Source organism: Kribbella sp. NPDC056951 (assembly GCF_042674205.1).
In the GTDB taxonomy this organism is placed as follows: Bacteria; Actinomycetota; Actinomycetes; order Propionibacteriales; family Kribbellaceae; genus Kribbella; species Kribbella yunnanensis.
Genome location: NZ_JBHUQZ010000016.1, coordinates 84,781 through 99,929, shown reverse-complemented (window position 1 = coordinate 99,929; position 15,149 = coordinate 84,781). Strand labels below are relative to the sequence as shown.

Here is a 15,149-nt window from a genome sequence, read left to right as displayed (position 1 = left end):
GGGAGTCTGATCGACGGTGGGGCTGTTCAGCAGGAGTTCCGGCTCCGACGACGACGGCGGTGGTGACGAATCGACCGGCTTCTGGCAGGAGCGGGGGTTCGTCGCCGGCGCCGTCCTCCTCGGGGCGGTGGTGGTCTGTGCGCTGCTCTGGGTGTTCACCCGGGACACCACACCTGACGCACAGCCGTCGCCGACGCCGGTGCCGACGGTGACCGAGCCGACCAGTGCGCCCACCGACGAGCCCTCCGGGCCGCCTGCGACACCCGATCCCACCAGTACGCCGAGGCCCACGCCCCCGGTGCTGGGGACCGGAGGGTGCAAGACCGCCAAGCCGCCGCAGGGGATCCCGCGGATCGCACCGGTCGGTGTCACCTGGCAGTTCGAGAGCGACATGCTGTTCCCGCTCCAGCAGCAGGCCGGACCGGCCGCGATGGACCGCAACGGCGTTCGCTCCTGTTTCGCGCACTCGCCGACCGGTGCGGTGTTCGCGACGTTCGTGCTGCTGGCCCAGATCAAGAACCCCGCGCTGACCGCCGACGTACTGGCCACCCGGATCGCCCCGGGACCGGGCCGGGACGCCGCCATCGCGCTGAACCGAGTGACCCCGACTCCGCGGAACGAGGTTCGGGGCGGCCAGTTCGCCGGCTTCAAGGTGGTCGACTACGAGCCCGACCGGGCGATCATCTCGATCGCCGTCCGCTTCGACGAGCGCACCGTGGGCGCGCTGCCGGTCACCATGGTCTGGACCGGCAAGGACTGGAAGGGCAAGCTGCAGACCGACGGCAGCTTCAACGGCAGCACCGAGCCTGATCTGCTCGGCTCGATGGAGAGCTACGTCGGATTCCAGGGGGCCTGATGATCGTTCTCGGATGTTCGCTGGCGCCGTGGAACTGGGACGACTGCGTCGAGGAGTTCCTCGGCGAGGTGGTCCGCCGGACCCTCACCCCGATCTTCAAGTTGTTGCTCAAGGCAATCGCCGACGTGATCATCGCGGCCGTCGAAGCGGTGCTGAAGGCGGTCGGCTTCCTCTGGGTCTACATCAAGACGCCGGACATCGGCCAGAACGGCGCGGTCTGGTGGGTGCACGGCAGAACGACGTACATCATGATCGCGGTGGCCACCATCGCGGTCATCATCGGCGCGATCCAGATGGCGGTCTCGCACCGCGGTGAGCCGCTGCGGGACATCCTCAAGGCGCTGCTCACGATGGTCGTGGTGAACGCGGGGCTGCTGTTCGTCACCTCGACCCTGATCCGCGCGTCCGACGAGTTCTCGTCGTGGATCATCGGCCGGGCGCTGGCCGTCAACGACCACGACTTCGCCAAACAGCTCACCAAGACGATGGTCGATCCGCTCAAGGATCCAGGGGAGTTACTGGGGTTCGCCCTGGTGATCTTCATCGGGATCCTGATGGTGATCACGGCGATCATCCAGCTCGCGCTGATGATCGTCAGGTACGGGATGCTCGTGCTCCTGGTCGGGATCTTCCCGCTGACCGCCGCGGCGACCAACACCGAAGTGGGGATGATGTGGTTCAAGCGATCACTGGCCTGGCTGGGCGGCTTCATCATCTACAAACCCGTGGCCGCGCTGATCTATGCGGCCGCCATCACGATGATCTCCACGCCGGCCGTGCCCGAAGGGGTGACGGCGGACAAGGGAACACCGCAGCTGATGAACATCATCATGGGCATCACCATGATGCTGCTCGCCGTGGTCGCACTACCGGCCATCCTCCGTTTCGTCTCGCCGAAGACGTCCTGATATGAGCCCCCTCTACCTGATCCCGCTCTGCGGCAGCTGGCTGGACTGTGTGTGGCAGGCCATCAAGGACTGGATCGGCGACCAAGTGAAGTGGTTGATTGGCATGATCTTCCAGCCGATTCTCGATGCGATCTCCAACGCCGTGACGGTGATCATGGGGACGATCGGCACCTTCTGGGTCTACGTCGACACCCTGCCGGTCGGTAAGGACCCGATGAGCCGCGAGGCCGGCCGGCCTACCAGCGGCACCGTGCAGTGGATGTGGGACCACACGCAGTACATCGCCTTCTTCGTCGCCACCCTCGGCGTCCTGGTCGCCTGTATCAAGCTGGCCTACACCCAGCGGGGCGAGTCGCTGCGGGAGATCCTGCGCTCGCTGATCACGCTCGGCGTCGCGTCGGCGCTGGCGGTCGGCGTCACCCAGGCACTGATCGAGTTCGGCGACCGGTTCTCCCGGTGCATCGTCACCACCTCCTTGTTCGACGACCCGAACTCCCCGTGGATGTGCGACCCCGGCGATCTGGTGAACCAGATCGGCCCGGACGGCAAGGCCAAGAGTTTCGGCGGTGCGATGGTCGCGATGCTGGCGGTCTCGCGGACGGTCGGCCCGATCGGGATCGGGCTGGCGATCGCGATCGGCCTGCTGGCCATCATCGCCGGCGTCATCCAGATCATCCTGATGGTGGTCCGCAGTGCGCTGCTGATCCTGCTGGTCGGCGTACTGCCGATCGCGGCGGCCGCCACGCACACCGAGATGGGCCGGAACTGGTTCAAGAAGCTGCTCGGCTGGATGCTCGCCTTCATCCTCTATAAACCGGTGGCCGCGATCATCTATGCGACCGCGATCAGATTGACGTCCAACAACGGCCAGGGCCTGAACTTCGCCAACGGTGACGCCGCGGCGACCTCGGTGATGAACATGGTCACCGGTCTGACCCTGCTGGTCCTCGCGCTGTTCGCGCTGCCCGGCCTGATGCGGTTCATCGTGCCGATGGTCGCCGCCACGGCCGGCAACGCCGGTGCGGGCATGATCGCGGCCAAGATGGTCGGCGCGGACAAGCTGGCCGGCAAGATGCAGGACTCGCTCCAGGACGGCGGTAGCAGCGGCAGCGAGGGCGGTGGCGGCGGCGAGCCGACCGGAGCGAAGAACGTCGGCAAGGCCAAGCAGCAACCGCAGAGTTCGGGCGGCGCACCGGGCGGCGGTGGTGGCCAAGGAGCTGCCAGCGGAGCCAGTGGCGGCACCGGCGGTACGGCGGGCGCTGTCGGCGGAGGCGGTGGCGGTGCGGCCGGTGGTGCCGCGGCCGGCGGTGGAGGTGCCGCGGCAGGTGGTGGCGCAGCGGCGGCTGCCGGACCGGCCGCCGCAGTGGCAGCGCCGATCGCGATCGTCGCGGCCGGTGTCAAGGCGACCAAGCAGATCGGCGAGACTGCCGCGGCGGAGACCCTCGGCGACGACGCGCCGCAGGGCTCGGGTGGCGGCGGTGACAGCCAAGGCGGCAGCGGCGGTGGCGGTGGTGGCGGTGGCCCGTCCGGCAGTGGAGGATCGCAGCGGGACATGAACCGCGACCGCCAGCGTGACCAGCGCCAGTTCCGCGACGACGACCGGCGTGACCAAAGCAGACGAGACTCGGACGGACCACGTGGCAGCAGCTGACAACGTACGAAGCGCTCCGCGCACCTACGGCAACTGGCGGCAGCCCGCCTCGGCGGGTATCGCCGGCCTGGGATCGCTCGGTACGGCCATCATGATGGGCGGCCTGCTGGCGACCATCTTCTCGATGATGGCCGGCGGCATCATCGGCGCCGTGATCTGCCTGCTGGTCGTCGGCGTCATCCTGCTGCTGCTGATGTCCAAGGACAAACACAACCTGTCCGCCCTGCAACGGCTCTCGACTCGTATTGGATGGCAACGAGCAAAGATGGCGAAACACAACATCTACCGTTCCGGTCCGCTCGGCCGTACCGCCTGGGGCAAGTTCCAGATCCCGGGCCTGGCCGCCGCCTCCCAGCTGAGCGAGTTCAAGGACTCGTACGGTCGGCCGTTCGCGCTGCTGTTCTACCCGAGCACGCGGCACTTCACCGTCGTGATCAACGCCGAGCCGGACGGCGCGTCGCTGGTCGACGAGGAGCAGATCGACATCTGGGTCGCGCACTGGGGACAGTGGCTCGCCTCGCTCGGCCACGAGCCGGGCATCGTGGCCGCCTCGGTGACGGTCGAGAGTGCTCCCGACACGGGGATCCGGTTGCGCCGCGAGGTCAACCACAACATCCAGCAGGGGTCGCCGGCGATCGCGCAGGCGATGCTCGCCGAGGTCGTCCAGAGCTACCCGGAGGGTTCGGCGCTGGTCTCGGCCCGGGTCGCGCTGACCTTCAAGGGCACCGACCGCAACGGCAAGCGGCGCAAGGAAGACGACATGGGCCGCGAGCTCGCGTCGCGACTGCCCGCGCTGACCCAGAGCTTGAACGCAACTGGTGCGGGCGCGGCTCGCCCGGTTACCGCGCAGGAGCTGTGCGAGACGATTCGAATCGCCTACGACCCGGCGTCCGCCGTACTGATCGATGAGGCTCGCAGCCAGGGGATGGCGCCGGAGCTGCAGTGGACCGATGTCGGTCCGGCCGGTACGCAGGCGTTCTGGGACAAGTACCGGCACGACTCCGCATGGTCGGTGACCTGGCAGATGACGCAGGCGCCGCGCGGCGAGGTGTTCTCGTCGGTGCTGTCGCAGCTGGTCGGACCGCACAACGACATCGACCGCAAGCGCGTCACCCTGCTGTACCGGCCGCTCGACGCAGCCACCGCGGCGCGCATGGTGGAGGCGGACAAGCGCAATGCCACCTTCCGCGCCACGACCAGCGACCGCCCCACGGCCCGCACCATCGCCGAGGCCCGCGCGGCCGACCGGACCGCGCAGGAAGAGGCGCGCGGGGCCGGCCTGGTGAACTTCGGCATGGTCGTCACCGGAACCGTGATGACCGCCGAGCAGATCCCGGACATGATCGCCGCCATCGACAACCTGGGCGCGACCGCGCGAGTGTTGCTGCGACCGGCGTACGGGTCGCAGGACTCCGCGTTCGTGGCCGCGCTACCGCTCGGCGTAGTACTGCAGAGCCACTTGGCCGTCCCGGCCGGTCTGCGGGAAGCCCTGTGAGCAAGAAGAACGAGAAGACGACCGACCCGTCCCGGGGCGGCAAGCGGCCGATGCCGCGCGGCTGGCCGGGCATGGGCGCGGGGTACTCGACGTACGTCCAGGCTCCGCAGGAGTGGCGCGGTACGACGGTGCAGGTGTGCGGGTTGTGGCCGTTCGCGGCCGGGACCGGCAGCCCGATGGTCGGCGTACCGATCGGGCGCAACATCCTCTCCGGCGCGACCATGTGCTGCGACCCGATCAGCTGGTTCATGCGCGCCAAGCTGATCTCGAACCCGTCGATGTTCGTCCTCGGCAAGCCTGGCTTGGGGAAGTCGACCATCACTCGGCGAATGGCTCTGGGACTTGCCGGTTATGGGATTCAGCCGCTGGTGCTCGGCGACCTCAAGCCCGACTACAAGGACCTGATCGAGGCGCTGGGCGGCCAGGTCATCCAACTCGGTCGTGGCCGCGGGCACCTGAACATCCTTGATCCCGGTGAGTCACGGGAGGCCGCGCTGCGGCTGACCGGCAAGGCCCGCGAGGCGATCCAGGCCGACGCGCATGGTCGCCGGCAGACGATGGTCTCGGCGCTCATCTCGATCATGCGCTCGGCCCCGCCGACGGATCGCGAAGAGACGATCATCGACGAGGCGCTCAAGGTCCTCGACGAACGCCACACCGGTACGCCGGTTCTGCGCGATCTGCTCAAGGTTGTCCAGGACGCGCCGGACCGGGTCCGGAACGTGGCTCTCGACCGCGGCAGCCTGGACCGCTACCGGCAGATCACCGAAGGCCTCGAGGCCTCGCTGATCGGTCTGGTCGGCGGCGGCCGGCTCGGCGAGATCTTCTCCGAGCAGACCGACAACCCGATGAAGATGGACCGCCCGGTCGTCTTCGACGTCTCCAACATCGACGACTCCGAGACGAATCTGCAGGCCGCCGTACTGCTGGCCTGCTGGTCGTACGGGTTCGGCGCGGTCGCCGTCTCGCAGGCGCTCGCCGATGCCGGGCTGGAGCCGCGGCGGCACTACTTCGTCATCCTCGACGAGCTGTGGCGCGTACTGCGGGCCGGGCGCGGGCTGGTCGACCGGGTCGACGCGTTGACCCGACTGAACCGGCAGCGCGGTGTCGGCATGGCGATGATCTCGCACACCATGTCCGACCTGCTCGCGCTCGAGCACCCCGAGGACCGGATGAAGGCCAAGGGCTTCGTCGAGCGGTCCGGCATGGTCATCTGCGGCGGTCTGCCGCGGGCGGAGATGGACAACCTGTCCGAGGTCGTGCCGATGTCCGAGGAGGAGAAGAACATGCTCATCGGCTGGCAGGACCCGCCCGCGTGGGACCCGGCCACCGGTGAGGAGGCCGCACCTCCCGGCCGAGGCAACTTCCTGGTCAAGGTCGGCGGCCGCCCGGGCATTCCGGTGCACGTCGGCCTCACCTCGGTCGAGCGCGAGATCAACGACACGAACAAACTCTGGAAGACCGGTGCCGACGGTCGGCCGTTGAAGGTCGAGGTCGCACCGGACGGGACCGAGGAGGTCGTCGAGGAGTACAGCTTCGACGACCCCGCGATGCTGCCGCCGCCCGACCCGACCACCCGGGTTGTCGCGCGGCCGGAGGTGACCAACAATGGCTGACGGAAAACGCACCACCGGACCGGGCGGCCTGTCGGTCGAGACGGTCCTGATCTTCATCGGCTGCGCTGTGTTCGCGGTCGTGGTCGGCGGTGTCTGGGGCGCGCTCAAGGCGGCCGCCGCGATCGACGGGACGCGCGCCGTACCGGGTAACCCGGTCAGCGCGCTGTCCCAGCTGATCCAGGGCCGGCTGCACTGGTCCGGCGCGGCAACCGGTGTGCTGATCCTCGAGATCGTGCTGCTGATCGTGATCGCGGGTGCGGTCTGGTTCCTGCTCCGGCGCCGCAAGGAGTCGGTCGGCCGCGTCGACAAGCAGGCGTTCCTGATGTCGAAGCGGTCCGAGATCTACAAGCTCACCCGCGAGGGCGCGCAAGGTATCGCCGACCGCCTCGGCGCCGGCCACGCCGGCCCGGGCATCCTGATCGGCCGAACTGTCCGGGACGGCCTGGAGGTCTTCGGGTCCTGGGAGGACATGCACGTCGACATCTGGGGACCCCGAACCGGTAAGACGACCTCCCGCGCCGTACCGGCGATCCTGGACGCTCCCGGCTCTGTCGTCGCCACGTCGAACAAGCGGGACATCGTCGACGCCACTCGCGGGCCGCGGCTCGACAAGGGTCCGGTGTGGGTGTTCGACCCGCAGGAGGTCTGTGAGGAGCCGCCGAACTGGTGGTGGAACCCGCTGACCTACATCACCGACGAGACCAAGGCACGGGAGATGGCGGAGCACTTCGTCGCCTCACAGCGTCAGGTCGGTGCCCAGACCGATGCGTTCTTCGACTCCGCCGGTACTGACTTGCTGGCTGGTCTGCTGCTCGCCGCTGCGGTGGCCAAGCGTCCGATCACGCAGGTCTACACCTGGCTTGCGGACCAGCGGAACGACGAGCCCGAGCGGATCCTGCGCAACACTCCGGGTCTGCAGCTGTCGGCCGACGCGCTGTCCGGTGTCATCAACGCACCTGACAAGCAGCGCGCCGGTGTGTACGGCACTGCGCAGCAGAGCGCGCAATTCCTGGTGAACCGCAAGGTCACCCGCTGGGTCATCCCGCAGGGACCGAACGACACGCGCCCGCAGTTCAACCCGCATGAGTTCGTCCGCAAGGGCGGCACGCTCTACAGCCTGTCCAAGGAAGGCGCCGGTACGGCGGGGCCGCTGGTCACCGCGTTGACCGTGGCCGTCGTGGAGGCGGCCGAGGAGTACGCCAAGGGCATGCCGATGGGCCGGATGCCGAACCCGCTGGTCGGCGTACTGGACGAGGCGGCGAACGTCTGCCGCTGGAAGAACCTGCCCGACCTCTACAGCCACTTCGGCTCCCGCGGCATCGTGCTGATGACGATCCTGCAGTCCTGGGCCCAGGGGCAGGAGTGCTGGGGCGAGCACGGCATGGAGAAGCTCTGGTCCGCCGCGAACATCCGCGTGTACGGCGGTGGCGCGTCCGACGCGAATTTCCTGGAGCGGCTCAGCAAGCTGATCGGTGACTACGACATCATCTCCAGCTCGGTCTCGTACAACGAGGGCAAGCGGGGCACCAGCCGGCAGACGCAGCGGCAGAACATCCTGGAGATCTCCGACCTGGCCGCCATGCCGCCCGGGCGGGCTGTAGTGTTTCCATCCGGCATCCCGGCGACCATGGTGAAGACGGTGCCGTGGTTCACCCGTCCGGACGCCGGAGTGGTCAAGGCGTCGCTGGCGAAGTACGACCCGGGTGCCTCGGCGCCGCAGGTCACGCAGGGCTCGGCCAACCCCTGGGTGACCGGTCCGCAGGGGGGACCGCCGCCGATGCCGACCGGCGTACCGGTGTGGGAGCAGACTGAGGAGCAGCGTCGTGGATGGTGAACAGGAACTCTTCTATCCGCATGTCGCGGCGTTCGTCGAAGACCGCCTGATCTACCTGTACTCGCGACGCATCGGCCAGCAGTACGTGTGGTGCCCGGAGTGGTTCCGGCACGCGGAAGCACTCAGCCGGCTGGACTCGATCTGGCGCGCCTGGGAGCACCTGCGGCTGGACCCGGCGACCGGTATGTCGGTCTGGTGGCGGGACCACGCGGACCCGCACATGATGACGCTGCTCGACCCGGACGGCCCGTTCGCGGCGTGCCGGGGTGCGCACACCGACTACCCGATCCCGCCGCTCCCGGTCGAGGAGCCGCCGGCCGGGCTGTTCTTCGACCAGCGTCAGCCGAACGTGCGGGGGATCTGAGCCTCAGAGGTCGAGGTCGAGCCCGGTGTCCTTCTCGCGCTTCTTGGTCTTGCGCGGCTGGACGAACTTCCGGGCCTCGGGCGGCTGAGCGGGACGCCGGGCTGCATCGCTGGCCGGCGCCTGCTGGCCGGCGTACCGGTCGGCGACACGGTCGTCGTACGCCGCCTCGCGGTCCTCGCGGTCGCCTGCCCGCTGGTAGCGGCGACCGGCGGCCGCAGTGGCGTCCGCACCGGGTTCGTCCGGGCGGGCAGCCGCCTCGTCGAGCAGGTGGTTGCCGTGGGCATGGTCGCTGCGCGCCTGGCGCCGTTCGGCGTTGGCCAGCTCGCGGTGCCGGGCGCCGGCGGCCTCGTTGGCCTCCGCGAGCCGGATGGCTTCGGTGGTCTCCGCGGTGGCGTCGAGCAGTTCACGGCGGTCGCGCGTCTCCTCGAGCTCACGCTCCTCGTTCGCTTTTTCGAGCGCTTCCTCTTCGCGGTCCTCGGCCAGTTCGTCGTCCTTGTCGACCATGGGCCCCACGATGCCGCATTTCCGGGGTCAGCGGGTAGCCCCTGTGACCAGCCAGCCGTCTCGCCGCTCCCTGGTCACCAAGGTGACCAGGCGGGCCAGCATGAAGCCGCCGAAGGCCCACCACAGCGCCACGATGCCACCGTCGAACCACAGCACGCTCAGAGCCAGTGGGATATAGAGGAGGAACGCTATGACACCGGCGATTGCCAGGTAGCGGCCGTCGCCGGCCCCGATGAGGACGCCGTCCAGGACGAAGACCACGCCGTTCAGCGGCTGCCAGATGGCTGCGACAAGGAGCACTGCGGCGAGTGTTCGCCGTACGTCGGGGTCTGCGGTGAACCATGGCACGTAGACCGCGCGCAGACCCCAGAGTGCGAGTCCACAGACCGCTCCGGACCACAGGCCCCACCACATCATCCTTCTGGTGATGGAACGGGTACCTGCGACGTCTCCGGCACCCAGTGCGCGGCCGGTGAGCGCCTGGGCGGCAATGGCGATCGCGTCGAGTGCCAGCGCCAGGAAGTTCCAGAAGGTGAAGGCGACTTGGTGCGCCGCGACGGACGTCGTACCGAGGGCGGTGGCGACGAACGTCAGCAAGATGATTGCCGCACGCAACGTCAGGGTGCGGACGATCAGCGGGACACCCATCTGCGCGGACGCGAGAATGCCTGGCAGGTCCGGGACGAGCTTGGCGCCGTCACGTCGGGCGCCTCGGACCACCACCACGACCAGTGCGACACCTGCTGCGGTCTGGGCGAGCGCCGTGCCGAGTGCTGAGCCGGCGATGTCCAGGTGCAGGCCGTAGACCAGCAGGAGGTTCAGAACGACGTTGAGCAGGTTGGCGGAGATGGCGACGACCATCGGGGTCTTGGTGTCCTGCAGTCCGCGCAGCACGCCGGTGGCTGCGAGGAGGATGAGCATGGACGGGATGCCGAAGCAGGAGATGCGCAGATAGGTCACTGCGTAGTCAGCTACGTCAGGGGACGGGCTGAAGGCGTTGATGGCGTGGGGCGCGAACACAACACCAGCCAGGGCGAGTACGACGCCCAGCAGCAGCGCCAGCCAGAGTCCGTCGATGCCCTGCGCCAGTGCGCCCCGGTGATCGCCTGCGCCGATCCGGCGTGCGACGGCTGAGGTGGTCCCGTAGGCGAGGAAGACGCAGATGCCGACGAGGGTCTGCAGCACGGTCCCCGCGATCCCCAGGGCGGCCAGCTGAGGCGTCCCGAGGTGGCCGACGATGGCTGAGTCCGCGAGCAGCATCAGAGGCTCGGAAACCAGGGCCACGAACGCGGGAACGGCCAGCCGCAGGATCTCCCGATCCTGGCCCCCGACCCACTGTCTGCGACTCACTGGAGGCAGGTTACCCACGGGCTGTGGGGTTGCCTGTGAAAAGTACCCCGACTTTTTCTTCTCCACAGTTGTGCATTGGTGAAACCGCAGGTCAGAGGCTTGCTGGGGATTGTTGTCCGCAGATATCCACAGGGTTGTTCCCAACCTGTGCACAGGGGTTCGCGGGGTTTCCCACAGTTCGTCCACACCCCCTGTGGACGGCTGGCTACCACCTGGGGACGAGACCGGCGTACGGTCGCGTGCCTGGGTACACAGGCGGGCGGCAGATTTCTGTCGGTCGATGCGGCTACGGTTCGATCAGGTGTTCGAACCCCGGTCGTCGGTGGTTCGGGGCAGCGGCGAACGAGAGGTCGGACGAGATGAGCGTGGCGGAGTTCCGCGGCCAGGACGGCGGCGGTCGCGAGGAGCGCAACCCCGAGATGGGGTTCGATCGCACGCCACCCCAGGATCTGGCCGCTGAGCAGTGTGTGCTCGGCGCGATGATGCTGTCCAAGGACGCCATCGCCGATGTCATCGAGACCCTGCGCGGGACGGACTTCTACCGCCCGGCGCACGAGTCCGTCTTCGACGCGATCACCGACCTGTACGCCCGCGGTGAGCCGGCCGACGCGATCACCGTCGCCGCCGAGCTGACCAAGCGCGGCGACATGGCCCGGATCGGCGGCGCGCCGTACGTGCACACCCTGGTCGCCTCGGTGCCGCTCGCGGCGAACGCGGGCTACTACGCGCACATCGTCCGGGAGAAGGCGATCCTGCGCCGGCTGGTCGAGGCCGGTACCAAGATCGTCCAGCTCGGGTACGCGGGTGAGGGTGAGGTCGACGACGTCGTCGACGAGGCGCAGGCCGAGATCTACTCGGTCACCGACAAGCGCACCACCGAGGACTACGCCCCGCTGAAGGACATCATGGAGGGCGCCCTCGACGAGATCGAGGCGATCGACTCCCGCGGTGACTCGATGGTCGGCGTACCGACCGGCTTCACCGACCTCGACGAGCTGACCAACGGCCTGCACCCCGGCCAGATGATCATCGTCGCCGCCCGACCCGCCATGGGCAAGGCGCTCGCCCTCGACACCCCGCTCCCCACGCCGACCGGCTGGACCACAATGGCCGAGGTCACAGTCGGCGACCAGCTCCTCGACGCCGAAGGCCTGCCGACCACGGTCGTCGCGGCGACCGACGTACTGATCGACCGCCCCTGCTTCCGGCTCTCGTTCTCCGACGGCAGCGCCATCATCGCCGACGCCGAGCACCAGTGGCTGGTCGAAGACGGCGGCCGCCCGCTGATCTGCACCACCGCCGACCTGTTCACCGCGATGTCCGCCAGCCCCGGCCTCACCCCGCCGATCCCCGGCTCAGCCCCTCGCCAGATCACCGGCCACGGCTTCCCCGCTGCCCTCGCCGGCGAAGGCGAGCGCCGCATCGAGTGGATCGACGAGGTCGCCAGCGTCCCCGTCCGCTGCGTAGAGGTCGACAACGCCGCCCACCTCTACCTGGCCGGCAAGACCATGATCCCCACCCACAACTCCACCCTCGGCCTCGACTTCGCCCGCTCCGCCTCCATCAAGCACGGCCTCACCTCCTGCGTCTTCTCCCTCGAGATGAGCCGCAACGAAATCACCATGCGCCTCCTCTCCGCCGAGGCCAAGGTCCCCCTGCACCACATGCGCAACGGCAAGATGACCGACGAGGACTGGGCCCGCCTGGCCCGCAAAATGGGCGAAGTCTCCGAAGCCCCCCTCTTCATCGACGACTCCCCGAACCTCACCATGATGGAGATCCGCGCCAAGGCCCGCCGCCTCAAACAGCGCCACGACCTCCGCCTCATCATCATCGACTACCTCCAGCTGATGACCTCGGGTAAAAAGGTCGAGTCCCGCCAACTCGAAGTCTCCGAGTTCTCCCGCTCCATCAAACTCCTCGCTAAGGAGCTGGAACTCCCCGTAGTAGCCATCTGCCAGCTGAACCGAGGCTCCGAACAACGCTCCGACAAACGCCCCATGGCCTCCGACCTTCGTGAGTCAGGCTGCCTGACCGCGGACACCCGGCTGATGCGGGCCGACACCGGCGCGGAGATCTCGCTGGGCGAACTGCTGGCCTCGGACGCGCGAGACATCCCGGTCTGGTCGCTCGACGACCGCCTCAAGCTGGTGCCGCGCACGCTGACCCATGCCTTCCCCAGCGGGGTGAAGGAAGTCTTCCGGCTCAAGCTCGCCTCCGGCCGCGAGATCAAGGCGACCGCGAACCACCCCTTCCTCACGTACGACGGCTGGAAGCCGCTCGGTGAGCTGGCTCCGGGTGCACGGCTTGGCTCTCTGCGCCATGTCCCACCGCCGCTCGACGTCACCCCGTGGGACGAGGACGAGATCACGCTCCTCGCCCACCTGCTCGGTGACGGCTCGTTCGTGAAGCGCCAGCCGATCCGCTACGCGAGCATCGACGAGGCCAACCTGACCGCGGTCGGTGAGGCGGCCAACCGCCGCTTCGGCATCACACCGATCCGCGACGAGTACGCCGCCGCCCGCGTGACCACGCTGCGCCTCCCCGCGCCGTACCGGCTGGCCCGCGGCAAGCGGAACCCGATCGCCGCCTGGCTCGACGGCCTCGGCCTGTTCGGCCTCCGCAGCCACGAGAAGTTCGTGCCCGACGGCGTCTTCAGCCTCCCCAAGGCGCAGGTCGCCCACTTCATCCGCCACCTCTGGGCCACCGACGGCTCCGTCCGCTGGGACGCCAAGACTGGCCAGGCGCGCATCTACTACGCCAGCACCAGCCGCCGCCTGGTCGACGACCTCGCCCGCCTCCTCCTCCGCCACAACATCTTCACCCGCATCAAGGTCGCCAAGAAGGCCGGCTACCGCGACGGCTACCACCTGCACATCTACGGCGCGGCGAACCAGTTGCGCTTCTGCGACGAGATCGGTGTCCACGGCCTCCGCGGCCTGAAGGTGCTCGAGGTCGCCACCGCCCTCCGCGACGTGAAGGGCAACACCAACCTCGACACGGTCCCGAAGGAGGTCTGGTCCCAGGTCCGCCAGGTCCTCGCCGACCGCCAGGTCACCCACCGCGAATTCGCCGCGGCCATGGGCACCCAGTTCTCCGGCTCCACCCTGTGGAAGCACGCCCCCAGCCGCCAGCGCCTAGCCAAAGTAGCCGACGTCCTGGACTCCGCCGACCTGGAAGTCCTCGCCACCAACGACATCTTCTGGGACACCATCACCTCAGTCGAAAGCCTCGGCGACCAAGAGGTCTACGACGCCACCGTCCTAGGCACCCACAACTTCGTCGCCGAAGGCATCGCTACGCATAATTCCTTGGAGCAGGACGCCGACATGGTGATCCTGTTGCATCGGGAGGATGCGTACGAGCGGGAGTCGACGCGGCCGGGTGAAGCGGACTTCATTGTGGCCAAGCACCGTAACGGCCCGACCGCCGACATCACGGTGGCGTTCCAGGGCCACTACTCGCGGTTCGTCGACATGGCGCACGACGGGTAAAGGTGTCGAGATGCAGCCAAGATGAGCCGAACCCGCTCGGCAGCTGAGCAGGAGAACAAGTACGTCCTGCGGCCGGCATCGGGTATCAGCCCTCTCCGACTGAAGGCCGCCGCCGTACGAGCCAAGGCGGCCGCGAGGTTCCTGTCCGACACCTACACCGACGGAGCTTCTCTGGTGCTGGGGGGTACGGCCGTTGCTGGACGAGATCGTTTGGGACGTGGAGCGAACCGATGCGGCCGAGGCCGCGTGGCTCGAGCTGGGCAACCACCTGGGATTCGCCAGCTCGCGATCGGAGAAGCTGTGCGATGTGGGCTCTGAATCCTGAGCGGCATGCGGTGGCCGAGCTGAAGACCGGCTGCGTCACGCCAACTATCGCAAAGAAGGATCTGGATCAGCTCGGCGGCAGCGTCCGCTGGGATCAGGAGCAGCACCCGGCATCAGCAGCCTCCCGATCATGGTCCACCACAGCCGCGACATCGACAGTCGCACGATCGCTGTGCCGAACATGCGGGTGGTGACGCCGGCGAAGCTGGAAGAACTGAAGGCGGCCGTCAATGCCTACGCCGTAGCCCTGGCCGATGGCCAGGGCCGGTGGGCCGACGAGCAGGCAGTCGCAGCACAGCTCGCACACGGCAAACTCACCGCGGGCACGATCTTCAGACCTATGCGGAGCTGCCGCGGACCTGAGAGGCCGCGCCGAGACCGGGCGCCTGCGGCGCTCACAGTCCTGCAGGGGCGGCAGGCCCCAGGTCGTTGGCCACACCTGCCATGGGGCTCGTCGCTGGTGCCCGTCTGGTGCTCGCGTTGCGCTTGGAAATCGGCGGTGTTCTCAGCGAGGGTCTGTCCACGGGCGGCCGCCAGCGCGCCAGCCGCCACTGGAGTGCTGCATGGGCCGCGCAGCGCACTCCCTCGCAGCTGATGCAGCGACCAAGCCGGGGCCGAGTGGACAGTCGAGGGCGGCGGTCAGTCGGCGCGGCAGGCCATCGCGCCGTTGGGGTTTGATCGTGGGTCGCTGTACAGGTCGGCTTGCAGCTTGGTCCGCAGGCTGGAGGTGATCGGCCTGGTCGAGCGGGATGG

General features: G+C 68.4%; 10 protein-coding genes. 8 read left to right on the top strand and 2 right to left on the bottom strand.

The features are described from left to right. The first annotated feature begins 16 nt into the window (after positions 1-16). The 7 genes from ACFTSF_RS37740 to ACFTSF_RS37710 are packed head-to-tail and all read left to right on the top strand — an operon-like array spanning position 17 to position 8,724. Positions 17-856, top strand: a complete 840-nt coding sequence (locus ACFTSF_RS37740; RefSeq protein WP_380159950.1) for a hypothetical protein — start codon at positions 17-19, stop codon at positions 854-856. Continuing rightward, a complete protein-coding gene (locus tag ACFTSF_RS37735; RefSeq protein ID WP_344160347.1) occupies positions 856-1,764 on the top strand; it encodes a hypothetical protein in 909 nt (302 codons plus the stop codon). Before ACFTSF_RS37740 ends, ACFTSF_RS37735 begins: the two co-directional genes overlap by 1 nt. Before the next feature lies 1 nt (position 1,765). Continuing rightward, the gene (locus tag ACFTSF_RS37730; protein ID WP_380159948.1) at positions 1,766-3,415 is read left to right on the top strand and encodes a type IV secretion system protein; all 1,650 of its coding nucleotides are present in this window, start codon (positions 1,766-1,768) and stop codon (positions 3,413-3,415) included. Next, positions 3,402-4,910 carry an SCO6880 family protein gene (locus tag ACFTSF_RS37725; RefSeq protein ID WP_344160341.1) on the top strand — a complete coding sequence of 503 codons (1,509 nt, stop codon included), beginning with the start codon at positions 3,402-3,404 and terminating at the stop codon, positions 4,908-4,910. The genes ACFTSF_RS37730 and ACFTSF_RS37725 overlap by 14 nt, the downstream gene beginning before the upstream one ends. After that, positions 4,907-6,526 (top strand): ATP/GTP-binding protein, encoded by a 1,620-nt coding sequence (locus tag ACFTSF_RS37720; RefSeq protein ID WP_380159946.1) that lies wholly within the window; start codon positions 4,907-4,909, stop codon positions 6,524-6,526. The genes ACFTSF_RS37725 and ACFTSF_RS37720 overlap by 4 nt, the downstream gene beginning before the upstream one ends. Beyond that, the gene (locus ACFTSF_RS37715; RefSeq protein WP_344160336.1) at positions 6,519-8,360 is read left to right on the top strand and encodes a TraM recognition domain-containing protein; all 1,842 of its coding nucleotides are present in this window, start codon (positions 6,519-6,521) and stop codon (positions 8,358-8,360) included. Before ACFTSF_RS37720 ends, ACFTSF_RS37715 begins: the two co-directional genes overlap by 8 nt. Continuing rightward, complete coding sequence (locus ACFTSF_RS37710) at positions 8,350-8,724, top strand: DUF4913 domain-containing protein (protein WP_132414483.1); 375 nt, start codon at positions 8,350-8,352, stop codon at positions 8,722-8,724. The genes ACFTSF_RS37715 and ACFTSF_RS37710 overlap by 11 nt, the downstream gene beginning before the upstream one ends. 3 nt (positions 8,725-8,727) lie before the next feature. Here ACFTSF_RS37710 and ACFTSF_RS37705 read toward each other — a convergent pair whose 3' ends face one another. Together ACFTSF_RS37705 and ACFTSF_RS37700 are read right to left on the bottom strand one after the other, a co-directional pair. Continuing rightward, positions 8,728-9,228 (bottom strand): hypothetical protein, encoded by a 501-nt coding sequence (locus ACFTSF_RS37705; RefSeq protein ID WP_380159943.1) that lies wholly within the window; start codon positions 9,226-9,228, stop codon positions 8,728-8,730. Positions 9,229-9,255: 27 nt separating this feature from the next. Further along, positions 9,256-10,578, bottom strand: coding sequence for an MATE family efflux transporter (locus ACFTSF_RS37700; protein ID WP_380159942.1), 1,323 nt, complete (start codon positions 10,576-10,578; stop codon positions 9,256-9,258). A 359-nt stretch (positions 10,579-10,937) separates the two neighbouring features. Between ACFTSF_RS37700 and ACFTSF_RS37695 the strand changes: the two genes are divergently transcribed. Further along, positions 10,938-14,072: a replicative DNA helicase gene (locus ACFTSF_RS37695; protein ID WP_380159941.1), complete on the top strand. Its 3,135-nt coding sequence runs from the start codon at positions 10,938-10,940 to the stop codon at positions 14,070-14,072. Positions 14,073-15,149: the final 1,077 nt, after the last annotated feature.